The sequence below is a fragment of the Roseburia sp. MSJ-14 genome, from assembly GCF_018918225.1.
Taxonomy (GTDB): domain Bacteria; phylum Bacillota; class Clostridia; order Lachnospirales; family Lachnospiraceae; genus Petralouisia.
This window is the reverse complement of the sequence record NZ_JAHLQD010000037.1, coordinates 1-25417: the sequence shown is the minus strand read 5'-3', so window position 1 is coordinate 25417 and position 25417 is coordinate 1. Positions and strand designations below refer to the sequence as shown.

The window sequence follows — 25417 nt, the reverse complement described above, 5'->3', positions numbered from 1 at the left end:
ACCTTTCTCTTATGCTCTTGGTTTTCCACATTCGGAGCAGAATTTTCCTGTATTGGTTGCTCCGCATGCACATGTCCACTCTCCATTATCTACCGGCTTTGGTTTTCCACATTCGGAACAGAACTTTCCACTGTTTACTGCTCCACACGCACATGTCCACTCTGTCTGAATAATTGGCTTTGGTTTTCCGCATTCGGAGCAGAATTTTCCTGTATTGGTTGCTCCACATTCGCAAGCCCACTCTGCTTCTCCTGCCGGACTTTGTGCCTGTGGCTGAACCGGAACAGCTCCGCCTACATGGAAGTCATTGGTATTTTGCTGCTGTGGCTGCACTGGTGCCTGTGGCTGTCCGTTTGGATTCATCTGTGAAAATCCATTCATCATACCACTCATGGCATTTGCTCCCATTCCAACTCCCATAAATCCAGTCATTGCTCCTGCACTATTGGAACCTGCATCTTTTACACCCTGTGAAAGATTTTTCACCATATAGCCCTGTGCAATTGCCGGATCACTCAACATTGCACCTTCATTTCTACTATTGATTAATTCTTTTGATTCATCATCATAAGAAATGCTTGCAATACCAACTGCCTGTATTTCCATACCACGCATTTGATTCCAGTCTTCATCCAGAATCTGAGACATGTATTTGCTTAATTCACGTCCCTTAGATGGTACAAAGGAAATACGCATACCGTCTGCGGACAGCTGATTGATTGCTGTCTGCAATGCTTCTAAAAATTCGGAAATATACTGTTCATTGATATCTGTAATTTCTACATGATCTTTATTTCTTGGAATTGCTTCTGCATAAAAACGAAGTGGATCTACGATTTTTACAGAATACGTTCCGTGAGCACGCAAGAATAACTCTGCGTTATAGAAACTGTCGAAATAATTGATTGGATTTCTGGTTCCAAACTTAATTCCTTTGATTTCCTGCAAATTAATGTAAAATACTTTTTGCTGGGTAGGTGTCTGTCCACCAAACTTAATTCTGCCAAAGGATTCTTTTAAAGTATCCTTTAACTGTCCATTGAATAAAGATGGTAAAGAGGAATTGTCTACCTTATAATATCCCGGTTCAGCAGTGTAATCCACAATCTTACCACCATCTACTAACATCATAAACTGGTTGTCATATACATGAATCACAGAACCATTGGATACGGTATTGTCTGTTCCTTTTTTGTTCTCACCTTTTCGAATCATTACTCCTCTGGTAAAGACGGTCTGGTCTCCCATATCATCTGGTTCATAAACCTCTAACCACTGATCTGCTAATGCTCCTCCGACTGCCGCTGCTGCTGCTTTAATTAATCCCATAACGAACCTCCTGATTTTTGTTTTATTTATACATTACACCCTTTGGTATGTAACTTCATAAAAATGTTGCAAAGACCAAACCTGCATATTGATTGGTACCACTTCACTTCCACAGTATTCACAACGTTTAATTCCAAGCGTCTGAATAGGGGCACCACAATTTGGGCAGGTAAGTCCTACTCCATGGCTATTGTTTGCCATATTTTCATTTTGAATATACATTAGTTCCATATTATATTTTGTTTGTTCCAACAAATCTTTTTTTCCTGACAGAATTTTTCCGCCTTTTTCTTTATAATGAATGTGTTCTACGGCACTTTGCAGTGTAACAATACAACGTCCGTTCTTCTTTTCGTACTTGGCAATCTCTGTCTGATGAATACGAATTCGCTCATAGACCTCTCTAACACCTGCTGTCTGATTTTCCAAAATCCTGCCTTCTACCTGTTCTTTTAATGCTTCTGAGGCATCTGACATTTGTTCCATACTTTGTGTTGTAATTGCCAATAATGATACCCGCAACACTTCTTCTGCCTTATTTTTAAACTGAACCCAGTTAAACTCCGGAAAGTCCTTTTGTATCTGCGGTTCCAGTATTCGTGTCATTCCAGATACGGATGCCGGAGTTACAGAAAGTTCTTCTTCCTGCTTCCTCCAGCCCTCTGTCAAAGAGTCTGTCCCGAATATTTCTCTGGAAAATCCACGCACTTTTCTCTTAATGTATTCTACTAATATTACAACTGCAATTATCATGCATAGCAGAACTACTCCAAACAGTACTAAGCCTTTCATTCGTTCTCTCCCATTTTTTCCGGACAACCAAGACTTTTCCATTTCAAATATGCATTAATGAACAAATCTATATTTCCATCCATAACACTATCTACATTTCCAGTCTCTGCATTTGTCCTATGGTCTTTTACCATGGTATATGGCTGCATAACATAGGAACGAATCTGATTTCCCCAGCCAATTTCTGTTACTTCTCCACGGATATCTGCTGCTTTTTTCTCGTTTTCTTCCTGTTTTAACAAGTACAGCTTTGCCTTTAACATTTGCATTGCTTTATCCTTGTTCATATGCTGGGAACGCTCATTTTGGCATTGCACTACAATTCCGGTAGGAAGATGGGTAATTCGAATTGCAGAAGATGTCTTATTGATATGCTGTCCACCGGCTCCACTGGAACGATAAGTATCAATCCGCAAGTCGTCATCCTTAATTTCAATATCTAATTCTTTTTCAATATCCGGCATTACATCACAGGATGCAAAGGAAGTCTGGCGTTTTCCTGCTGCATTAAATGGAGAGATACGCACTAAACGATGTACTCCTTTTTCTGACTTAAGGTAGCCGTATGCATTTTCTCCACATACTTCAAAGGTAATGGACTTAATTCCGGCTTCATCACCATCTAAGGAATCTAATACTTCTACGGTAAATCCCTTGTCCTCTGCCCAACGTTTGTACATACGATATAGCATTGCATTCCAGTCACAGGATTCTGTTCCTCCTGCTCCGGCATGCAAGGACACAATGGCATTTTCTCCATCATATTCCCCGGACAATAACGTCTTAATTCTGATATTTTCAAAGGTCTGCTTGAATTCTTCTAACGCTTCCTGAATCTCCGGAATCAATGATGCATCTTCTTCCTCGTATCCCATTTCCAGCAATGTTTCAATATCGTCATATTGCTGCGTCAAATGAGCATATGTTTCCACGTCATCCTTCAAGCTCTTTAACTCCTTCATTTTCTGTTGGGATACTTCTGTATTATCCCAAAAATCAGGAGCTTCCATTTCTCTTTCTAATTCCTGGATTTTCTTTTCTTTGTTAGCCAGGTCAAAGTGAATCCCTCACTTCAACTAACGGTTCTTTGTATGTGTTCAATGTTGTTTTGAACTGGTCTAATTCAACCATTATGTCACCTCTTTCTTATGGGCAAAATTCCCACTATTAGTTTTATTATAAAGTTTTCCCAAACGCTCGTCAATGTAATTATCGTTTCAGACTCCGAATGTATTCTTTTTGTGCTTTACTGACTTTTAGTGATTCTGTTATTTTTTGCAATGCTTTATTATGGGTAAAGTCATTTAAATGGTTCTCTCTCAAAAAAGGTTCCGTCTCTTTGGGAAATTCCCGATAGCAGATAGATACTGCCCATGCCTGTGCCATTTCCACATAATATGCTTCACTGGAAATTTTATCAATTTCTGTTAATACACGTTGCAAATATTCTTCCTTTACATAGTAATCTAACAACTGTACCAGTGCAAAACGAATTTCAAATTCTTTTTCGGAATGCAAATATTCCTGCAAAAACTCCCACATTTCTTCCGGCTGTTCTTTTGCTATTTTTATGCTGTTACAACAACTATCACATACCGACCAATTATCAATTTTCGGAATAAACGCCCGCAGAAATGTCTCTTTTTCCTGTAAATTTCCCTTTGCATATCCCAGGGTCATTCCTTGCAGCATAATTTCCTCCATGGAGTCATCCTGAGCTTCTTGCAAGTATTCTTTCCAGTTGTCTTTGGCAAGTTTTTTTGCAAGTTCACGAAGTTTCGGAAGTCTTACCCCTAAAATGGATTCTACCCCGGGCAAAAGGCTTGCCGTGAATTTTTGATATTCTGGTTCTTTTAAAGCCTCTAATTGTTCTTTTATCCAATGATTATCGTATGCTCTCATATTTTTCTCCCGTTCTCACATTCTTGACTATTCTTGCAACAGAAAAAGGCAGTCCATTATCAGACTGCCATTCTTATGATTCTAATTTCCAAAATATGCATCTATTCCATCTGCAATTCCCTGCGCCAGTTTCTGTTGATAACTGTCAGTTGCCATGTTCTGGTCTTCTGTAGGATTGGTCATAAATCCCATTTCTACAATCGTTACCGGCACTGTACACCAGTTGATTCCACTCATGGTATCTGTTTCCCAGACATATTTTTTATTGGCTCCAGTCGCATTTACTGCTCCGTCTAACACACAATCAGAAAGGGCACGGCTTTGACTATAAAGATTTCCCATATATGGATTGGAAGCTGTTGGACAAATCGTTAAAATTCCGTTTTCACTACTATTATCCGAACCATTTGCGTGAATACGAATAAATGCATCTGCACCGGCATTATTTGCTATGGCTGCACGCTCACTGTTGCTAAGATTTACATCATTGGTAGTACGCACCATAATAACTTCATATCCTCTGGCTTCTAATTCTTCCTGTAGCTTTAATGATACCTGCAAATTCAGTTCATATTCTTTTAGTCCGGTTGTGGTTCCTGTTGTTCCACCTGCAACCTTTGCCTTTGTCTCTGACGCTCCGGGTCCTATGGGTTCTTGTTCGCTATTTCCCTTTGCCTGATGTCCGGCATCAATCACAATCAGATGTCCACCTGTTGTCATTTCTGAGGCTAATTTCAAATATTCTGATGCAATATAGTATTCCTGATTTTCAATTTGTACTGCACTCCATGTTCCGTCATCTGCCGTACGCAAAAACTTCGTTCTTCTTCCTGCAACCTCATATACTTCACTGTCTTTGGATGGAAGTGTACGCACATTTACTTTGTCCGTAGTTAACACTTCTTCTTCGGCATATACTACAGTATCCGGATTCAAGGCAGGCAATGGTGCAACATTTTCCTGTTGCTGATTTTGTTGTACAATACTTCCTTGTCCCTTGTCTTCTTCTGTTTCGGTGATTTCTTTTGTTTCCTCTTGCGTCGGAACTTCTTCCTGTTTTTGACTTGTTTGTTCTACTTTTTTCTCTTTTCCACAACCTGCCAATAGTACTGCCATCATTATCAACAGTACCAAGAAACCTCTTTTTTTCATTTGCGTTTCCCCTTTATTTTATAAAATTCACGGCATAAGCAATTACGTTTGCTACGCCTGCCACTGCAACATACCCTGTTATTACTGATTGCAGTCTGTAATTTTTTACTTTTGCAAACAATATTCCTATCAAAAGCCACAAGAGCACTGCTGTCACAAACATAACTCTTGCACCAGAAACATACATTGTAGGAGAAAAATACATAACGGCGGCACTTGCAAGAGACGCTAACAGCATCAATACCATTACACATTTTTCTAATAAACTTTCTCCTACTTTCCACAAAAAGACACCTAGCAAAATTAATATTCCTATCTGCCAGATACAGGCAAATATCTGTATCCCGCTTAAGGATGCTAAGGTAGCGGTTTTTTCCACCGGTACCATTCCCTCTGAAATCCCCATCCCCAATTCCGAAAACACATTAATTCCTAAAATACTTACCCAAGTACTAAGGACACCTGCTGCTGTCAGAATACTAAAAATAATTTTTTGTTTAGTTTCTTTTTCTTTCTGCAAATAATATACCAATGCAATGATTAGTATTGCACTTACAAATACTTTGTGGTAATTAGCAAATCCGCTTAATATCCACTGTACTGTAATAAATATATGATGCGGCACACTCATGGTATCAAACTCCGGCATCCATTCTAATTCCTGTCCGCCACGGGCACTTGTTCCCGGTGAAACAAAAAGCAACAGTAAGCCAACTATCATTATCACTGTTTCTACCGCAGTCCATACATGCACCTTTTTCTCTTTCCAAAAATGATATGCCACTGCCAATACGCCAAAGGTAATTACCACTGCCGCTATCTGTTCCAATCCCATGGATGCAATAAATCCACATGGAATTGCATACAGATAACTCTTCCAGCTAACTGTCTTTGGAGAAAATGCCAGTTCTGCTATAGGAACTGCTGCCCAGATACCTGCCACAACAGACCACAAATAAAATGTGGAACCTGTAATCCAAAATCCTGCATATCCAATTACCGGTATTCCCATCATTAAAATTCCTGTACACATAAAAAATGTCAATGCACATTCCTTCTGTGGTTCCATTGCGCCGCTAATTTTCTTCGTAATCTTCACCAGACCTGCCACCAATAATGTAAGCATTCCGGCATTTGCTATGTTCCAAAATGTCTTTCCCAAATACATGGAAATGTAGGTCATAGCTTCGGAGGTCATTCTTCCCTCCCATGTAATATAGCGCATCTTCAGGTATTCAAAAAATCCCATACTGTGCGCCATCTGGTAAAAATAGGCATCATCGCCATCACTATATTTAATTATTCTACATAAAAAAAATGCTGCCAGAAAGAACACGCAATAGCATGCTCTTTCCAGCCACTCACATTTTTTCTGGTCACTTATTCGTTGCAAACAATTACTCCTTTGCCTTTTCGGCTCTATCTATTAGTCTGCTACACGCACCTTAATCATATTAGTTGTTCCGGATACACCAAGTGGAACACCAGCTGTTAAAACTGCGATATCACCTTTTTCGATAACTCCAGCTTTTTCAGCAGTTTCAAGTGCATGATCAAATAATTCATCAATGTCTTCTTTTACATCAACTAATACTGGAACAACGCCCCAAGCAAGGTTCAACTGACGGCAAACTTTTTCAGAAGTACTTCCTCCGATGATTGGGCAAGCTGGACGATACTTAGAAACATCCTGTACTGTTCTACCAGACTTAGATACTGTGATAATAGCTGCTGCATTTAAGTCATGTGCTGTTGTACAAGTTGCATGAGAGATTGCATTTGTAATATCTGGGTTGTCCAAAGTCTCTCTCTGTTTGAATCTTGATCTGTAGTTGATATCCTGTTCTGTACGAACTGCAATGCGAACCATTGTCTTAACAGCTTCTATAGGGTAATCACCAGCAGCGGTTTCTCCGGAAAGCATGATTGCGCTTGTTCCGTCATAAATAGCGTTTGCAACGTCTGTTGCTTCTGCTCTTGTAGGTCTTGGATTCTTAATCATAGAATCTAACATCTGTGTTGCAGTGATAACCTGCTTTCCAGCCTTAGTTGCTTTCTTAATAATCATTTTCTGAATAACAGGTACGTCTTCTAATGGAATTTCAACACCCATGTCTCCACGAGCTACCATGATTCCGTCAGATACTTCGATGATTTCATCGATGTTATTTACACCCTGCATATTTTCAATCTTAGAAATGATTTTAATTGTATCATTTCCATTCTCTTTTAAAATCTTACGAATCTGAAGTACGTCATCTGCTGTACGAACGAAAGATGCTGCGATAAAATCGTAATCCTGCTCTACTGCAAATACGATATCAGAGTGGTCTTTTTCACTGATGAAAGGCATTGTAAGGTCTACGTTTGGTACGTTAACACCTTTCTTGTTAGAAACTTTTCCACCATTTTCAACTTCACAAACGATGTCTGTCTTTGTTAAATCTTTAACTTTTAATTCAATTAAACCATCATCGATTAAGATAGTATCTCCTACCTTTACATCGTTTACCAATTCTTTATAGCTGATAGAAACTTTTGTCTCATCACCCTGGATTTCTTCAGAAGTTAAGGTAAAGGTCTGTCCCTTTACTAAGTTTACTTTTCCTTCTCTGAACTCTCTTAAACGGATTTCTGGTCCCTTAGTATCCAGAAGTGCAGCCACTGGAAGTCCTAACTTCTCACGAAGTCTTCTTAACTCTACTAAACGTCCCATCTGTTCATCATGATCACCATGTGAAAAGTTAAATCTTGCAACGTTCATACCGGCAAGCATTAACTGTTCTAAAACGCCATCCTTTTCTGTAGAAGGTCCCATTGTGCAGACAATTTTTGTTTTTCTCAGATTTTCTTTTTTCATCTTTCTACCTCTCTTTGCTTTTGCATCATTGCAATCTATCTATCAAAATTTGATAACTGATTTAGAATACTCCTAAAATTCAAATTTTGCAACGTAACTATTTAACGTGTCAAAGGGCACACATCACAAAGTGATGTGTGATTATTGCACTAAATTGCACTTGAAAAACTCGTTTTTCAGATGCAATTCGGTGCAATATGGCAATACTGCTTTGCAGTATGTCCCTTTTGACACTTTCCTATACTACGCTCAAACCCTTGAATTTTCAAGGAATATCAACTTATTCGTAATGTCACAGAGACACTACAGTCCATATTATAACAAATAAATCAAAAAAAAGAAACCGTAAGTTTTAATTTTCTACGGTTTCTTAACTTTTTATTTATGGATAACGGTCCCATGACTCTCTCCGGATGCCCCATCCAACTTGGTAATGAGTACTTTTCTAACTGCGGAATTACCAATAAATTCAATTGCAGTCTCTATCTTTGGAAGCATGGTTCCCTCTTCAAACTGGCCTTCTGCCATGTATTTCTTAGCTTCTTCTACAGTCATTTCATCTAACTGCTGTTCTTCGCTTGTACCGAAGTTTAAACAAACTTTATCTACTCCGGTTAAAATAACTAACATTTCAGCATCTACCATGTCAGCTAATTTGCCTGCTGCAAAATCTTTCTCAATAACAGCACTGGCACCTTTAAGATTATTATCCTGTGCAAGTACAGGGATTCCGCCTCCACCACAAGCGATTACAATCTGATCTGCATCCACTAATGCACGGATTGCGTCTATCTCTACGATATCCATTGGCTTTGGAGCAGCTACGATTCTACGATAGCCTTCCTCTGTCTTAACTACATGATTGCCTTTCTTTTCTTCTGCTTCTGCCTCTGCTTCATTCATAACACGACCAATCACCTTGGTTGGGTGATAAAAAGCTTCATCATAAGGATCTACACATACCTGTGTCAAAATAGTTGAAACAGGCTTATAAACTCCTCTGTTTAAAAGTTCTGTACGAATAGCATTCTGTAAGTCGTATCCAATATATCCCTGACTCATAGCAGAACACACAGACATTGGAGTTGCTGTGTATTCTGGATAGATTCTGCAAAATTCTGCCATTGCAGTATGAATCATTCCAACCTGTGGTCCATTGCTATGAGAAATTACTACCTGATAATCATCTTTTATAAAATCCACTACCGCCTTGGCTGTTTTCTTAGTTGCGCTCTTTTGTTCTGGTAATGTGGTTCCTAATGCATCATGTCCTAATGCAATTACAATTTTTTTCTTTCTCATGAAAATCCCTCCTGCATATATTCCTATCCTACCACACTTCGAGGGATTTTAAAAGAAAAATTTAGCCATTTTTCTTGCCAAGTGTTACTGACAATGTCTGTTCCTGCCATTCACCGTTTTGGTTCGTCTGAACTACCACCTCTACTGTGGTTCCTGCTGCATAATACTGCATGTTATCTCTCAGTGCTTCCATGGAACTTACTTTCTTGCCATCAAACTTTGTGATAATATCACCTTTTTGAATACCAGCTGCTTCTGCCGCTGTTCCTTCTTTTACCTGAGTAACATAAATACCTTCCGGCATTCCATATGCTTTTGCTATATCAGAAGTAACATCCTGACCGGCAACTCCTAAGTATGCGGAGTTAGAATCATCTACTACTTCACGGTTAATCAAATCATTGATAATTGGTTCTGCCTGAGAAATTGGAATTGCAAATCCCATTCCTTCTACCTGTTCATCGGAGTATTTTACAGAGTTAATACCGATTACTTCGCCTTTCATATTCAGTAATGCACCACCACTGTTTCCTGGGTTGATTGCTGCACTTGTCTGAATCAAGTCATTGGTAACAGATGTTCCTGTATTTTCGTCCTGTACAGTTACTTCACGGTTCAAAGCACTGATAACACCGGTGGTTACAGACTGTCCATATCCTAATGCATTTCCGATTGCTACAGTACCTTCGCCAACCTTAAGACTATCGGAATCTCCAAGTGTTGCTACTTTTATCTTGCTAAGTGTATCTTTTGGAATATCACTTACTGCTACGGAAATTACTGCAAGGTCTGTGCTGGTATCTGTTCCTTTGATTTCTGCTGCAACGCTTTGATCATCAATAAAGTTTACTGTCAACTGTGTGGAGTTTGCTACTACATGGTTATTTGTTGCAATGTATATTGCATCATCAGTTTGTCCAATAATAATACCACTTCCAGCTCCTTCTACATCCTGTGTTACCTGTTGTCCAAAGAAGTTTACTGTCTGCTGTCCCATATTTGTAATAGAAACAATGGATGGCATTACATTTTCTGCAATATCCGAAACATCATTTACGGTTGTTGCTGTACTTACATTTGTTGCAGAAATGCTTCCACTGCTCTTGGTATTACTGCTTGTCTGTGTCACAGTCTTTTCGCTTGTTGTGGTTACTTTTCCGTTGGCATAATCAATAGCATACCCGGTTCCATAAAATGTAGCACCTGATACCATTCCAAATACTAATGCAACCGCTGCTGCTTTTCCTACCGTTCCTCCAAATCCATGTTTCTTTTTTATTTTTGCCTTTTTCGGCTTCTTTCCCTGCTGCGGATTGTTGTATGCATTTGCGTCTGTATAGGTATTTGTATAAGCTCCTGAATTCGTATAATTTTGGTTGCCAGACTCCTGTTTCTCATAATAGTTCGGATTTCTTTCCTGATTATCTTCGTTGATATAACTATATGAATATAAAGAATCTGAAGTATTGTTATTGTTGCTGTTGTTGTTATTATTTTGTTCCATAACGCAACTCTCCTTTCCTCTTTTGCTTTCTTTTCTTTTTATATTAAGGAGTTTACGATAGATTTGTGACAAATCTGTGATAAATACTTTAAAAATATATGTTTTTGTTAAGAAAATGAAAAAAGGGTCCGCTTGTCGGACTCTTCTTCTACGCGCTAACGATCACGCAATAACTCTTGTCTTCTGGCAAAAAGTCTTTCTTTGATACCTTCTTCCAGAAATATTTTTCTTGATATAAAATTCCAGATAGAAACAATTACTGCCGAGAATAATTTAGCTACCATATAATGAAATGCCATATTCTCTACAAATGTCTTCATTAACATGGAATTTAACAAAAGTCCACATGCACTTAATAATAAAAATACTGTAAACTGTCCTGCCTTACGCTGCTCTTCTCTGCATTCAAATACATACTTGGTACTATATATGTAATTAAATACCGTTGCCACAGAAAATGACAACATGGACGAAATCAGATAATGCATGTGTAATAAATCAGTAAACGCAAATAGCAAACCATAGTCTATCAGGAACGCTACTACGCCTACCATGCTAAACTTGCAAAACTGCATTAAAATCTTTTTCATAATATCCTCTCTCATTTATCCTTACGAAACTTAGGAAAGTCGACGTTTCCCCACATCAACTTTCCCATTCTACCGTATTTTGTTTTTTTTTGCAAGCTTTTTACTCAACAGTCACGGATTTTGCCAGATTTCTAGGCTTATCTACGTCACATCCCTTACCTACCGCTACATAATAACTGAACAACTGTAACGGAATAATTGCTAAGGAGTTGGTAAAATATTTATTGGTCTGTGGAATATAAATTACATAATCTGCGGAATTTTCCATCTCGGTATGTCCGGTATTGGTTACTGCCAATACAAACGCACCTCTCGACTTTAACTCTACAATATTGCTAATGGTCTTTTTGTACAAATCCTCCTGTGTTACCACTGCTGCAACCAAAGTTCCTTCTTCTATCAAAGAAATCGTTCCATGCTTTAATTCCCCTGCCGCATAAGCTTCAGAGTGAATATAAGATATTTCCTTCAACTTCAAAGAACCTTCCATAGAGATAGCATAATCAATTCCTCTTCCTACGAAAAATACATCTTTTGCAGCAACATATCGATTGGCAAAACGTTGAATTTTTTCTTTATTATTTAAAAGCATTTCAATCTGTTCCGGAAGTTTTTGCAAATCACAGAGCATACTTTGAATCTGTTCTTCTGTTATAGTTCCTCGTGCCTGTGAAAATTTAATAGCTAATAAATATTCTGCTACCAACTGTGCACTATATGCTTTGGTGGTAGCTACCGCAATTTCCGGTCCTGCCCAGGTATACATAACGCTATCTGCTTCTCTGGCAATGGAGCTTCCTACTACATTTACAATACCAAGTGTTTTCACTCCACGCTTTTTGGCTTCTCGCAATGCTGCCAGAGAATCTGCTGTTTCTCCGGACTGGCTGATAATAATTACCAGTGAATCCTCTTCTAATATTGGATTACGATATCTAAACTCTGATGCAACATCTACTTCAACGGGAATTCTTGCCATATCTTCAATCACATATTTTGCCGTAACTCCTGTATGATATGCAGAACCACAGGCTACAATATGAATTCGTCTGATTTTACGAATTTCCTCATCGGTCATTCCCAATTCTTCAATTACAATATTTCCATCTTTAATTCTTGGGCTAATGGTATCACGAACAGTTGTTGGCTGTTCGTACATTTCTTTTAACATAAAATGCTCATATCCGCCTTTTTCAGCCGCATTGATATCCCATTCAATCGTACTGGATTCTTTCTGAATCTCTTCTCCGTCAATATTGAAAAATGTAACTGTATCCTCTGTCAGCGCAGCTATCTCTTCATTCTGAATAAAATACACCTCTCTGGTATATTTCAAAACCGCCGGCACATCTGATGCGATAAAATTACCTTCTTTTCCTTTTCCTACAATTAAAGGACTGTCTTTTCGCACTGCATATACCGTATCAGAATGATCCTTGAAAATAATTCCCAAAGCATAAGAACCTTCTACTCGATGCATTACCTTGGTAATAGTCTCAATCGGATTTCCTGTATAATAGTAATCTAAAAGATGTGCTAATACTTCTGTATCGGTTTCGGAAACAAAAGTATATCCTTTTTCCTGTAAACGTGTCTTTAATTTAACATAATTTTCGATAATTCCATTATGCACAACTGCAATGGTCTTGTCTTTATTATAATGCGGATGTGCATTCACATCTGATGGTGCGCCATGAGTTGCCCATCTGGTATGACCAATTCCGATAGTTCCCGGCATAGTAGTTCCGTCGTGTGTCAACTCGCTTAACACTTTCAGTCTGCCTGTTGCTTTTTGTATTTGAATATTTTCTCCGTCAAATACTGCAATTCCTGCGGAATCATATCCTCTGTATTCCAATTTTGACAATCCGTCCAGTAAAATCGGAGCTGCTTGGGATTCACCTATATATCCTACAATTCCACACATACTATTTCCTCCTGCTATCTCTTTTCCTTGCCATCAATTTAATTGCCGCTTGTACTACTACTGTCTGACTCATCTTTTTCCGGAGCCTCTACGCCTGTTCTTTTTTCAATTTCATCACTGATATTCTGTACACTGTCTGTTACTACATAGTCGGTTGTTCCATATAAGAACTCATGTAACTGTTTTACATTGCTTGCCAAGTCTGCCGGAATTACACAACTTGCCTTCTTGCTCTGGTAACTTACCTTAAAGCTTCCTGTTTCCTGATCAAATGGGAATCCTGCATTATCTCCCATGGAATAGTTCATTGCATCCTTTGCAAGGCTTAATATCTGCGTCTTGGAAAGACTGGTCTTAATCTGTGGGAATACAGTATCTATCAACTCATTTACAGTTCCCATATCAGATGATAATGCCTTTTCTACCATTTTATTCACAATCAGTCTCTGACGTTCCGTTCTTTGGAAGTCACCGTTTCCTACATAACGCAGTCTTGCGTAAGAAACTGCCTGAACACCATCTAAGTTATAAGTTCCACCAACATTTAATTCCTTAGACTTCTTACCTATCATCTCAGCAACTTCTTCCTGATATCCATGCATTGCAACTGCTTCTTCTGTGCTGATTTCTACCTCAACACCGCCTAACAAATCAACTGCTTCTGCTACTGCATTAAAGTCAAATGCAACATACTCTTTGATATCCAAATCCAGGTTGACATTCAACATGCGGACTGCCTGATCCGGTCCACCCATATTAAATGCTGCATTTGCCTTACTATATGCCTCTGCATCATCGTCATCCATCATATTTAACATCGTATCACGATATACGGATACCAGTTTTACTTCCTTTGTTTCATTATCAATTCGCGCCAGCATAATAACATCACTGTTTCCGCTCTTATAATTACCATTAGAACGATTATCCAGACCGAATAACGCAATTGTAGTATATTCTCCCAGAATATCCTTGGTGTCATCTGTTAATTCCTTATTTGCTACGTCTTTTCCGAAATTTTCATCTGTCTGAATCTTATCTAACTTTGACCATGCCCATAAAGCTATCAAAACCACAATCAGTATAATCACTTCTACAATAAGTAAAACTATTTTTCTCTTTTTCTTTCTTTTTCGCATTGCCTTCTTGCTCACTTTAGGCTGCTGACGTCTTGGATCTACATTTCCGTTTCTTGTATTTCTTCTATTATCTGACATATCTTCACCTTTCTCACGCTTATACTCATCCTTGTAATTCCCTTATTTTTACAATATACAAGACCTATCTTATAATATTTTTTTTCATTTAACAACTGTAATTTTTCTTAAAATTTTATTAAAACTTTTCTCTATTTCTAGCAAATATGGAGAATCCTTCCTAAAAAACGCAGTAGAAAAACCACGCGATTGCGTATCATCTTTGGGATTCCATAGTGTTTCATGGCAGAGCTGTTCTCTCCGTGTCTGCGATAACTTAATAATGCTTCTTTTAAAAATACAGACTTTCCAAAATAAAAATCACTCAGTATTCCTATCCACTGATCATGCATTTCTATAGAATCAGGAATGGGAAGTACCGTTTCCAACACCTCTTTACGAAACGCCATACAACACCCAATATATCCATTTTTCCAGATATTTTTCCATACGCCTGCCCCGGCATTTCGAAATGTCAAAAAGGATTCCATGGTAATCTCTTTGGGATTGTCGTGAAATACTTCCGCATCGTGTATTACCAGCGCACCATTTTGTTCTTTCATCACCTGCAAAACCCGTTCAACCTTGTTTGGTTTCCAGATATCATCCTGATCTGCCAGAAAAATAATATCACCCTTGCAATGTTTTAACGCATTTTCTACATTTTTCTTAATCCCTCTTTGCGGACCTTTGATTACCTGTAGACGTGGCTCTGTTTTCTGATATTCTTCCAATATGTTAAGAGTTCCGTCATTGGAACCGTCATCAGAAACGATTACTTCGTCTTGTACTTCTAATTGCAAAAAAATGGAGTCCAGTTGTTCTTTTATGTACTTTTTTCCATTATAACTTATCATTGCAACAGATATTTTCTCTGTTCTTACCATAATTTCCACCCCCACTTACCGAAATATCGAAACATGGAAGCTATATGAATCCGTCGTAACTTTCCATTTTTCTTGGAGGCGCGTTCCCACTTATGAATTACTGTAGTATCTGGACAGTAATACAAACTACTGCAAGCATTCACTTGCTTGCACAAGTCTGCATCTTCCATATACATGAAATATCTGGTATCAAATCCACCAAACTGACGAAACAACTCTGTTTGAATCACTAAAAAACTGCCCTGTGCAAAGGGTACCTGGAAGGGCTTGGTGCAATCCATATCCTGCATGGTATGATATGCCTGCCGCTTTTTGAAATGAGAAGATAAAAACATACGAATTCCCATATCAAATACGGTAAGTTCTCTACGATAAACTGCCTGAAAATTCCCGTTTTCATCCGTCATTCGTGGAACTACCATTCCCACCTGATGTTTTTCCATAAAATTCAAGAGAATCTGAAAACTATCTTCTTTTAAGAGAATATCGGGATTTACAATGGCATGGTACTTAGAATCCAGTTCCGGAAGTACATAGTTATGTCCTTTTCCAAATCCAATATTTTCTTTTGGTTTTCGATAATACACTTCATCCCATTGGTTACAAAAGTTCTCCAATTGATTCTTATTGGTACTGTTGTCTACAATATAAATTTTCTTTTGAATAGTTACAGCGGTATGTTCCATAATAGAACATACCGCATTTCTTACATCTTCTTCGTCATTATAAGCAACAATGGTAATTGAAATATCTGTCATACGGATCCTTTCCCGGTCAATACTACCAGAACTGTGCGGAACAAAATACGAATATCCACACCTAATGACCAGTTTGATATATATTGTGTATCCAATGCTACAATTTCTTCAAAGTTCTTGATATCGCTTCTTCCGCTTACCTGCCACATTCCGGTAAGTCCAGGCTTTATTCCTAAACGAGCTTTGTGGTGTAACTCATATTGTTCAAATTCTTCCTCTGTCGGTGGTCTTGTCCCAACTAAGCTCATTTCACCTTTTAATACATTCCAAAACTGTGGCAACTCATCTATGGAGTACTTACGCATAAATCTTCCGATTCCAAAAATTCTCGGATCGTTTTCCATTTTAAACATAAGACCTTCCATCTCATTTTGCTCCATCAGGTCTTTTTTCATAGCATCTGCGCCTACTACCATGGTTCTAAATTTATAAAACTTAAATCTACGTCCATTTTTTCCGATTCTGATTTGAGAATAGAAGATAGGACCCGGAGACTGAATCTTAATAATCGGTGCAAAAATAATAAATGCAATTCCCGTAAACAATAATCCGATTAAACTTCCTATAATATCTATGGCACGTTTTACAAACAACTGTCTGGTGGATGCAATCTTCATACTGGAAGTAAGCACCATATATCTTCCGCAGCGTTCTACCATTTTATTTGGCATAAGCTGTGATTCATGTACTAAACTAAAATGCACTGTAACACCAAGTTCCAGCAATTCATTGGCAAGTGCTTCGCTGCTTTCTCTGGTATTTCCGTTAATGAATACTTCATCTACCACATTGGCTCTTACATATTCCAAACAGGTATCTGCATCTGCAACAACTGGAACTCCATATATTTCTTCTCCGATTCGCTCTTTGTCAACGATAATAATTCCCGCAACTTCAAATTCTTTATAACGATCCCTTTGAAACTCTCGGACACATTCTGTTGCATATCGGTCTTCTGTAATTACAATCAGTTGTGAAAAACGCTTTCCTCGTATCATTTTTTGACGAATATAAATCTTCCAGGCACACCGTGCAAAGTATTCGAAGAAAATAGCTAATCCCCAGAATACCATAATTACCTGTCGGGAATAAATTTCTGACTGCTTTGTCCCCCACAAGTACACTGTAACTGCTGCAAAAACAATACTGCAATGAACAATTACCGCCCGCAGTTCCTGTACTTTGTTTCTTCTCAGGATTCCGGTATATGCCTCTAACAAAAATACAATACATAAATCCATCAACAGTAGCACAATCGCTAATCTGACATAATATTCTTTTACAATAGAGGATACGAGTGCTCTATCTCCAAACTTTATCCCAAAGGATGCCAGAAATGCCATTTCCAGACAAATCAGGTCAATTATGAGAAAGTCCAGATGTTTCACCCATCCCGTTTTCTGTTTCTTGTACATAGTATATCCCTCAACAATCTTCCATCCTAGTTTACACTAAGAAGATTCTCAAAACATTTAAAATCTCTTAATTTTTCCTTAAGTCGCCATCCGTTTGTCGATAAATATCGCGAATAATATACTGTGGTGTATTATTAATACTTAAATTCATGCGTCCAATATATTCACCTAACAATCCCAGCATAATCAATATTATTCCGCCTATCAGCAATAACGCTACCATAAGAGAACTCCAGCCTACTACCGGTTCTGCAAAGCAAACTGCCTTTACTACCACATAGATTCCATATAAGAAACCAAGCATAGCAACTAATACTCCTACCAAAGCAGAAAACCGAAGTGGCTTTACGGAAAACGCTACGAAGCCATTGAACCATACTTTTAAACATTTCATCAATGTAAAGTTAGATTTTCCTTCTTCTCTTATGCGATGTTCAATATACACATTGGTCATTTTATTGGTAGAACGTAAAATCAATCCCCAGATATAAGGAAAAGAGTTTCTATCCATCAACATTTGTTCTACTACGAAACGATCCATGGCAAAATAACTACATAATCTTAAGTCCTTTGGCTTGTCTAAAAGTGCGTCTGCCATAAGATCATTTACTTTACTTCCAAAGTTTTTAAATTTGCTGTGTTTTTTTACTTTATATTTTCCAAAGACAACATCCCAGCCTTCTTCCATCTTGTCCAGAAGTTTCCACGCTTCTTTTGCCGGATTTTGTCCATCATCGTCTAAGGAAACAATATAATCTCCCTTGGCAATGGAATATCCTGCCATAAGGGCACTGTCCTGTCCAAAGTTCTTGGACAAATTTACTGCAATGACTCTTGGATTTTCTTTGGCAATCTTTCGAATTGCTCCGATGGTATCATCCTTGGGAGATGCATCATTTACTAAAACAATTTCGTACTCATATCGGTCATTTCCCTGAAATGCTTCTTCTATCTCGTTTACTACATGTCCTACCGTGTGTTCTGAGTTATAACACGGAATTACAAATGAAAGTTTTTTCATGATTAGCCTCTTTTATAAAACTCCTTAATCTGTTTACATACATAATGCACATCTTCTTCACTTACATTGTAATGAAGTGGCAATCTCAATAATCGCTCACTTTCCTTGGTAGTATAGCGGTCTTCTCCGTGAAATTCGCCATACTTCTTTCCTGCTGCCACGGTATGAAGCGGAATGTAATGAAATACTGCGCCTACGCCTCTTTCCTTTAAAAATGCAATTAAGGTACTACGCTGCTCGATATCGTCTGTTTTTATATAAAACATATGGGCATTGTGTTTGCATTCCTTTGGTACTACCGGAAGTTCTATCTTTCCTTCTTCTGCCAATGTTCCTAGTTCTTTGTAATAAGTATTCCACAAATGCAGTCTTTTATCATTTATTTCATCAGCCACTTCTAACTGTGCCCACAAATATGCTGCGTTCATATCACTTGGAAGATAAGAAGAACCAAAATCTACCCAGGTATACTTGTCCACTTCTCCTCGCCAAAACTTGCTACGGTCTGTTCCCTTTTCTCGAATAATTTCTGCTTTATCACGATTAGTAATATCACGAATCAGGATTGCTCCTCCTTCTCCCATAGAATAATTCTTAGTTTCATGGAAGGAATAGCATCCATAATCTCCGATACTTCCTAATGGTTTTCCCTTATAACTACTCATTACTGCCTGAGCCGCATCTTCTACCACTGCTAAATGATGACGATTGGCAATCTCCATAACAGTGTCCATCTCGCAGGCTACTCCTGCGTAATGCATTACACAAATCGCTTTGGTTTTATCTGTAATGGCATCTTCTATCAATGTTTCATCTATATTCATGGTATCCGGGCGAATATCTATAAACACAATTTTTGCACCTCGCATAACGAATGCGTCAGCTGTAGAAGCAAATGTATAGGATGGCATAATCACTTCATCCCCCGGTTGTATTCCAATCAAAAGTGCTGCCATCTCCAGTGCATGGGTACATGAAGTAGTCAGCAACACCTTTGGACTTTGCATCCGTTCTTCCAACCATGCGTGACACTTCTTAGTAAACATCCCGTCTCCACAAATATGTGCATTTTCTATTGTCTGCTTCATATATTCAAATTCCTTCCCTGTAAAGGGCGGCTCGTTAAAGTGTATCATTTTCTACTCCTTTTTCTCACTTTTTCTCATTTTTTCTTACTTTTTATTACGTTCTCGAATGTATAACCAACTTTGGGCATAATCCTGTCTCTGTTGCTCATCCATTTCACTATATTGGGCAAAGCTTAACTTTGAAGGCACCATTTTGATTCCTTCGCATTTATAGCATGTCACTTCTTTTCTTCTGGATACTGTTGTCATGCTGCCGCATCCAGGGCAGATAAATACTTTCATCATCGGTCTTTCTCACATCCTGCCTTACAATTTATAATCCGTCTTCCTATTGTAGCATTGAATCACAAAAAGGGCAAGTTTTGAAAACTTACCCCTTTTTTGCCTTTTTTAAATGCTTTTTTCCAAACTATACCGGGGATTTGGGTGGATTTTCTTTCAGAAAAAGCATGAAAAAATTGCGTATGGTATTCCTTAAAATTATATTAATTTTCCCTTAGTATGTGGGAACCAAATTCGGTTTCATGTGTCTGTGAATTGCTCTGGTTAACAATTTCAAGTTCCCATTATTAATACGATTTACATTTAATCGCCCAGACTGGTGCACTTGGGATAATAATCTTTGCTTACCTTTGATGCATATACATCATCTGTATTTTAGTATGCAAGAGATTTTTTATTCCAAGAATTTGTCAAAAAATCATATTCAAATCTATAATCAACCCTTCCATAATTATCTGCCTGCTGTATACTTCCTTGGCATACTGTTTCTAATTTTTTTGCATTACAAAATCTAGAAAATATAAATCCAAACGGTGGCTTAATTATACCATTACATATCCCATTTCTGCCATATATCAATATTTTCTCTTTTTTATTCATTACCAAAACTCTATCTTCCAAAAAAAAGGATATCATTTATATCTTCTAAATTACTTTCATGTGAGCAACCGTCCATATCATAAATTTTCAATCTACTATTTTCATTATAGCTACATATATCTTTTCCCTCAAAATCAACTAATTTGTATTCATATATACCGTCCTGAATCATTTCAATATAAAGACATTGTGACATATCACTTGCAAATTCAATTTCTGATACCTCATATTTATATTCTGTATTATTATAAATCCATTTCACTTCATTTTCTGAATATTCCATATTCATATTTAGTCACCTCACCTTAATCTTCTTACTGACCCTGGAACCAATTCAATATAATCATTTCTCTTTACTTTACCTAGACCATAAAATAAATTATATTGTGTTAATGAATCACTTCCTGATAGATGTCCTTAAGTGGAGACATAATTAAATACTATTATTTATTTCGTAATTCAGATAACATTTTTTCAGCTTTGTCCATTTCTATTAATAATGGATTCATGTAATCACTAAATGCATCTAAATATGCCCTACATCCACCGCCAATCATTATTCTATTTATATCCTCATTATTAATTAATATCTCTTTGGCTTTTATGTACCTACCATATAATGTTTTTAAAATAGGTCTATCTGGATCATCCTGCAAACGCGTTGTCAACAGGTCTATGACTTTATTAATTTGTTTCAATAACTCATTTGTATCCATCAGTTATAATCTCCTTAAGGTTTTACTTCTCTTATATTTTTTATCCAATTTAAATCCCAATTTTGTGGTAATAGAATTTGATCTGCATCGCCTGCCAGTCTCGCACCACTCATGGTATATTGCTCGCCTACACGCCCTATATTTAATGTTGTTCCTTTAGGAATAACAATCTCCGCTTCATACCTCAGTGTGTTTTTCCACTCTGGAAGTATTGCACTATCGACCTTTGTTTGAACTCTACTTAACGCAGAATTGCTTGTAGCAAATGCGCCTCCTGCTTCCGCATTATATCCAAATGAACGATATACGGTAATATCTTCATTAGTTACTACAGTACGATAATGCCCATCTTTATAAGTATCAATTAACTAGCTTGGCAATTCTTGCTTTTCTATTACAGTAACCTTCGAATCAATTTTAGTACTATACGCTCCGTAAGATGGACTGCCACTCTGGTATGCTATACACATAGGAATTCTAAGTAGTCTTTATCTATCTATTGCTTTTATTACATTCCTATATCACAATAATCCTGTAATAGATAGAGGTGTGCATCACCACTCTTGAAGCACTTGTGACTTCGTTGTTTGAGACTGCTCCCTCTGCTTTGCAGGATTTTGCGTATTAACTGGATGTTGGCAGTATCTATTCTGTACTTCGTATATCTAACCAGATTGTAACCCGCATTGAAGTAAGGATTCTATCTACTTGCAATAAACAAAAGAAAGGATTTTTATTATGTACATTATAGGCATTAATATTGGAAAAAATCATCACAAAGCTTCTATTGTTTCTTCGGAAGGCAAACAAATCGGACATTCGCTTCGCTTTGCAACTACATACAAAGGTGCTGATTCTCTGATGACTTTTATTTTCAAAAATATCGGTAATTCGCCTTGTGTATTCGGCATGGAAGCCACTGGTCATTACTGGTATCCTATTTATTCTTTCCTCAAATCAAAAGGATACACCATCTATGTAATCAATCCAATCAAGTCTGATTCTCTCAGAAAAATGTATATCCGACAAACAAAAAATGACTCCATAGATTCTTTTCTGATTGCAGAAGTAATACGCTTTGGGCAGTTTTCAACAACTTCCATGGCGGATGAAAACATACTTGCCATGCCACAGTTATGCCGTTATCGAGATTCTGTTGTTTCCTCCAGAACTGAAATTAAGCTTCGCATCAGTGCAATTATGGAACAGATTTTCCCAGAGTACGAAAAACAGTTTTCCTCTCTATGGCTTAGCACATCCATGGGCATTCTGGAAAATCACCTCACCCCTGAGAACATTCAGAATGTCCCGATAGATGAGCTCTTTGAAATCATAAAAGATAAGAGCTACAACAAGCTTACCATGAAAAAAGCTGTTTCTATCAAAGAAGCTGCGGCGGATACCTTTGGTATTAAAATAGCACAAGATGCGTTCGCTTTCCAGTTAAAACAGCTTATTGACAGATTGAATTTCCTTGATGAACAGATGGAAGCTCTTGACCATGAACTTCTCAGTTACTATGAGAAGTTTGATTGTTACCTCCATACAATTCCGGGAATCGGCATGATTGCTGCTGCAACCATCTTAGCTGAAATTGGTGATAAAAATAGATTTAAAAGTTCATCTGCCTTGGTTGCCTCCGCCGGCATTGATCCAACCGTAAGGCAATCCGGCGAATTTAACAGCATACATAACCACATGTCAAAACGAGGTTCCCCTTACCTGAGGCATGCAATCTTCCTTGCTGCAACCACCTGCTCTTTTCACAACAGTCCTCTAAATGCCTATTACAAAAAGAAGCGTGAACAGGGCAAACACCACCTGACTGCCACCGGCGCAGTAGCAAGAAAGCTTACCACCGTAATCTACGCCGTATTACGGGATGGTAAGCCTTATGAACCTAAAAAATTTTGTTAATGACTGATAGTAAGACTAGGATTTAAGCCTGCCGATGGGGAGGCTTAGTTGTGATGCTCATTTATTGAAACATTCCATTTTTCTCTTAGTATATCTTCTATTTTGGGATATTCTATTTCTCCATATTTATTCCTTGTTCCATTGATACCCTTTAATGCATCCTCCGGATTATCCCACTCTGCTTCACATTCATCACAACATATAAATATTTTTTTAGTTAATTTATCTTGAGCAATTTCAAGTAAGCCTTGCTTACATATCTTACAGTAACCGATATTATACATTTTAGATTCCTCCCATCACTTATGATAATCTCCAAAAGACGGAAATGCCGTAATTAAATCAGTACTTTCGTCCAACGTTACTATTGTTATATAATCCATTTGAGCACCAGTGTTAATATATCCACTTTCATAACCTGCATTTTTGTACGGAATGTTATAAATTGTTCCTCCCATTCCATCCGATATCGGTTCAACCAAATGACGTTGTTCCCATGCATCATTTACCATATCTATCGGATTCCCGTTAAATACACCATGTGTTTCTCGACTATTATTTGGAACCGCATGTCGATTAATATGATCAACTCTAGTTTCACCTTTCTTACTAACAATTGCGTCCCAGTTTAATTTTCCACTTGACTTCCCATAGCTGGTCTCCACCTTCCCAACCTTTCCATAATAGTCCGCTGCCACTGCGGCATTTACTCCAACTACCACTCCCCGGAATGCTTTCTCTACCATATCCCACGTCTCATCGTCTATATAAGACTTGGCACTTACACTCTGACGTATTTCCTCTATCTTTTCTGCATCAATTCCATCTTCTCCTATGATATATAACACCGTAGAAAAGATGTCACTTACTATGGCTGCCTTCTTTTCCGGCTGATACTTTTTCACTGCCAGAGAATAATTTATTTTGCTTCCATAATCTTCTACATGGTATAATTCGCAAATCTGGCTGATTAGTTCATCCTGTGTAATCTTCCCCTTTTTAAACTGTTGTTTTAACTCCTCTACTTTGGTAATCATTTTCCTTTTCTGGCTGATTCCCGACTCTGTGCTTTCCACATCAAGCTCATCTTCCAGATTTCCATTTCCAACAGAGTATTTTAGGATTTCTCTTATCTTTTCCTCCATCCTGCTGCTTCCGGAACTTCCTCTGGTGACTCCGATAAGTGTTTCTAATTGTCTTTTTTTCTCGTTATCTTCCCCTTCTAAAACTTCCACTGCCCTATGATATTGCCCTTCACTTAAGGAAATGGTTCGCATACTGATTTCCTGGGCAAGATTTTTAAGTTTTGTCCTTATGTGGAGACATAATTAAAATAATATATTACCATTTTTGACATTCTTTGCTATAAAACAAATCCACATCAGATGCCGCATCGTACAACGCTTTTATAGATGCCAAACTGTCATATTCTGAAATCCCTCTCATTGTACCAATAAGTCCACCTTTAGAAGCAGGTAATGTACCATCCCGTAATTTTTTTATTACGACTTCAATTCTATTTTCATAATTATTTAAGTATTGACTTTTTTCATCATCTACCATTTCCTTGGCTTTATCAATTTCTTGTACTAATAGTTCCAATTTTTTTAATAATTCTTGTCTTTTATCCATAATAGCAATCTCCTTTAATTTGAAAAACTTCTAATCTCTGTTATCCAATCTGTATCAAATTGATTAAATAAATATTGAACTCCACCACCTGGTCTAGGGTCTGCAATCAATAATTGTTCTCTCGCAGTTCCTACAGCATACTTAACCTCCGTTCCAGCAGGAATTCTCGCAACTTTTACAGTATTTCTGTTTCCCCAATCTTTTGATAAAGCCAACTTATCCATATAATCATTCAATGTTGTAATTCCATTTGCTTCATCAACCGTTGTCCAGTAACATAAGGATGCATCTGGTGCGTCAGAACTATACTGCACTAATATTAAATCTTTATCTACTGTTGTCCTTATTTCATAACCATCATTAAAATTGGCTAATTCCCTATCAAATTTATAAGAATAATCTATTGTCGTTGCTGTGTTTCTACCACTCTCCACCTTCCCAACATTTCCATAATAGTCCGCTGCCACTGCGGCATTTACTCCAACTACCACTCCCCGGAATGCTTTCTCTACCATATCCCACGTCTCATCGTCTATATAAGACTTGG

24 protein-coding genes and 2 pseudogenes are annotated in these 25417 nt (G+C 37.7%); 1 reads left to right on the top strand and 25 read right to left on the bottom strand.

Annotated elements, in window-relative coordinates:
- Positions 1-9 precede the first annotated feature (9 nt).
- The 21 genes and pseudogenes from KQI83_RS12315 to KQI83_RS12215 all read right to left on the bottom strand — a co-directional run bounded on the left by KQI83_RS12315 (position 10) and on the right by KQI83_RS12215 (position 21321).
- The gene (locus KQI83_RS12315) at positions 10-1329 is read right to left on the bottom strand and encodes an SPFH domain-containing protein (RefSeq protein ID WP_216558496.1); all 1320 of its coding nucleotides are present in this window, start codon (positions 1327-1329) and stop codon (positions 10-12) included.
- Between the two features lie 33 nt (positions 1330-1362).
- Positions 1363-2121, bottom strand: a complete 759-nt coding sequence (locus KQI83_RS12310) for a TIM44-like domain-containing protein (RefSeq protein WP_216558493.1) — start codon at positions 2119-2121, stop codon at positions 1363-1365.
- A protein-coding gene (gene prfB / locus KQI83_RS12305) for a peptide chain release factor 2 (RefSeq protein WP_442969783.1) occupies positions 2118-3252 on the bottom strand; the annotation gives its coding sequence in 2 pieces (ribosomal slippage) (positions 2118-3188 and positions 3190-3252; 1134 coding nt in all). The genes KQI83_RS12310 and prfB overlap by 4 nt, the downstream gene beginning before the upstream one ends.
- A 78-nt stretch (positions 3253-3330) precedes the next feature.
- Positions 3331-4023, bottom strand: a complete 693-nt coding sequence (locus tag KQI83_RS12300; RefSeq protein WP_216558488.1) for a DNA alkylation repair protein — start codon at positions 4021-4023, stop codon at positions 3331-3333.
- A gap of 81 nt (positions 4024-4104) precedes the next feature.
- Complete coding sequence (locus KQI83_RS12295) at positions 4105-5175, bottom strand: N-acetylmuramoyl-L-alanine amidase (RefSeq protein WP_216558485.1); 1071 nt, start codon at positions 5173-5175, stop codon at positions 4105-4107.
- Positions 5176-5188: 13 nt separating this feature from the next.
- On the bottom strand, positions 5189-6568 hold the full coding sequence (locus KQI83_RS12290) for a DUF6056 family protein (RefSeq protein ID WP_216558480.1): 1380 nt from the start codon (positions 6566-6568) through the stop codon (positions 5189-5191).
- Between the two features lie 39 nt (positions 6569-6607).
- Positions 6608-8035: pseudogene (gene pyk / locus KQI83_RS12285) on the bottom strand (pyruvate kinase); the annotation flags it as partial.
- Positions 8036-8413: 378 nt separating this feature from the next.
- Complete coding sequence (arcC, locus tag KQI83_RS12280; RefSeq protein ID WP_216558473.1) at positions 8414-9337, bottom strand: carbamate kinase; 924 nt, start codon at positions 9335-9337, stop codon at positions 8414-8416.
- A gap of 61 nt (positions 9338-9398) precedes the next feature.
- Positions 9399-10841: a S1C family serine protease gene (locus KQI83_RS12275; protein ID WP_216558470.1), complete on the bottom strand. Its 1443-nt coding sequence runs from the start codon at positions 10839-10841 to the stop codon at positions 9399-9401.
- Between the two features lie 155 nt (positions 10842-10996).
- Complete coding sequence (locus KQI83_RS12270) at positions 10997-11431, bottom strand: GtrA family protein (protein ID WP_216558467.1); 435 nt, start codon at positions 11429-11431, stop codon at positions 10997-10999.
- A 100-nt stretch (positions 11432-11531) separates the two neighbouring features.
- On the bottom strand, positions 11532-13358 hold the full coding sequence (gene glmS, locus KQI83_RS12265; RefSeq protein WP_216558463.1) for a glutamine--fructose-6-phosphate transaminase (isomerizing): 1827 nt from the start codon (positions 13356-13358) through the stop codon (positions 11532-11534).
- Between the two features lie 38 nt (positions 13359-13396).
- On the bottom strand, positions 13397-14575 hold the full coding sequence (locus KQI83_RS12260; RefSeq protein ID WP_216558460.1) for an LCP family protein: 1179 nt from the start codon (positions 14573-14575) through the stop codon (positions 13397-13399).
- A 137-nt stretch (positions 14576-14712) separates the two neighbouring features.
- A complete protein-coding gene (locus tag KQI83_RS12255; RefSeq protein WP_216558458.1) occupies positions 14713-15441 on the bottom strand; it encodes a glycosyltransferase family 2 protein in 729 nt (242 codons plus the stop codon).
- On the bottom strand, positions 15435-16199 hold the full coding sequence (locus KQI83_RS12250; RefSeq protein ID WP_216558455.1) for a glycosyltransferase family 2 protein: 765 nt from the start codon (positions 16197-16199) through the stop codon (positions 15435-15437). Before KQI83_RS12250 ends, KQI83_RS12255 begins: the two co-directional genes overlap by 7 nt.
- On the bottom strand, positions 16196-17614 hold the full coding sequence (locus KQI83_RS12245; RefSeq protein WP_216558452.1) for a sugar transferase: 1419 nt from the start codon (positions 17612-17614) through the stop codon (positions 16196-16198). Before KQI83_RS12245 ends, KQI83_RS12250 begins: the two co-directional genes overlap by 4 nt.
- 67 nt (positions 17615-17681) lie before the next feature.
- On the bottom strand, positions 17682-18635 hold the full coding sequence (locus KQI83_RS12240) for a glycosyltransferase family 2 protein (protein WP_216558449.1): 954 nt from the start codon (positions 18633-18635) through the stop codon (positions 17682-17684).
- 2 nt (positions 18636-18637) lie between these two features.
- Positions 18638-19771, bottom strand: a complete 1134-nt coding sequence (gene rffA / locus KQI83_RS12235) for a dTDP-4-amino-4,6-dideoxygalactose transaminase (protein ID WP_216558446.1) — start codon at positions 19769-19771, stop codon at positions 18638-18640.
- Between the two features lie 36 nt (positions 19772-19807).
- On the bottom strand, positions 19808-20008 hold the full coding sequence (locus KQI83_RS12230; RefSeq protein WP_216558444.1) for a DNA-directed RNA polymerase subunit M: 201 nt from the start codon (positions 20006-20008) through the stop codon (positions 19808-19810).
- Between the two features lie 372 nt (positions 20009-20380).
- Entirely contained in the window at positions 20381-20605 is a 225-nt protein-coding gene (locus tag KQI83_RS12225; protein WP_216558441.1) for a hypothetical protein, read from the bottom strand.
- Between the two features lie 10 nt (positions 20606-20615).
- The gene (locus tag KQI83_RS12220; RefSeq protein ID WP_216558439.1) at positions 20616-20894 is read right to left on the bottom strand and encodes a hypothetical protein; all 279 of its coding nucleotides are present in this window, start codon (positions 20892-20894) and stop codon (positions 20616-20618) included.
- 154 nt (positions 20895-21048) lie between these two features.
- A complete protein-coding gene (locus KQI83_RS12215) occupies positions 21049-21321 on the bottom strand; it encodes a hypothetical protein (protein WP_216558436.1) in 273 nt (90 codons plus the stop codon).
- Positions 21322-22059: 738 nt separating this feature from the next.
- Here KQI83_RS12215 and KQI83_RS12210 point away from each other — a divergent pair.
- A complete protein-coding gene (locus KQI83_RS12210; RefSeq protein WP_216558433.1) occupies positions 22060-23238 on the top strand; it encodes an IS110 family transposase in 1179 nt (392 codons plus the stop codon).
- A 44-nt stretch (positions 23239-23282) separates the two neighbouring features.
- Here KQI83_RS12210 and KQI83_RS12205 read toward each other — a convergent pair whose 3' ends face one another.
- The 4 genes and pseudogenes from KQI83_RS12205 to KQI83_RS12190 all read right to left on the bottom strand — a co-directional run.
- A complete protein-coding gene (locus KQI83_RS12205) occupies positions 23283-23522 on the bottom strand; it encodes a hypothetical protein (RefSeq protein ID WP_216558430.1) in 240 nt (79 codons plus the stop codon).
- 15 nt (positions 23523-23537) lie between these two features.
- Complete coding sequence (locus tag KQI83_RS12200; protein WP_216558427.1) at positions 23538-24515, bottom strand: hypothetical protein; 978 nt, start codon at positions 24513-24515, stop codon at positions 23538-23540.
- A gap of 64 nt (positions 24516-24579) precedes the next feature.
- A complete protein-coding gene (locus tag KQI83_RS12195; RefSeq protein WP_216558424.1) occupies positions 24580-24870 on the bottom strand; it encodes a hypothetical protein in 291 nt (96 codons plus the stop codon).
- Between the two features lie 14 nt (positions 24871-24884).
- A pseudogene (locus tag KQI83_RS12190) lies at positions 24885-25417 on the bottom strand (hypothetical protein); the annotation flags it as partial.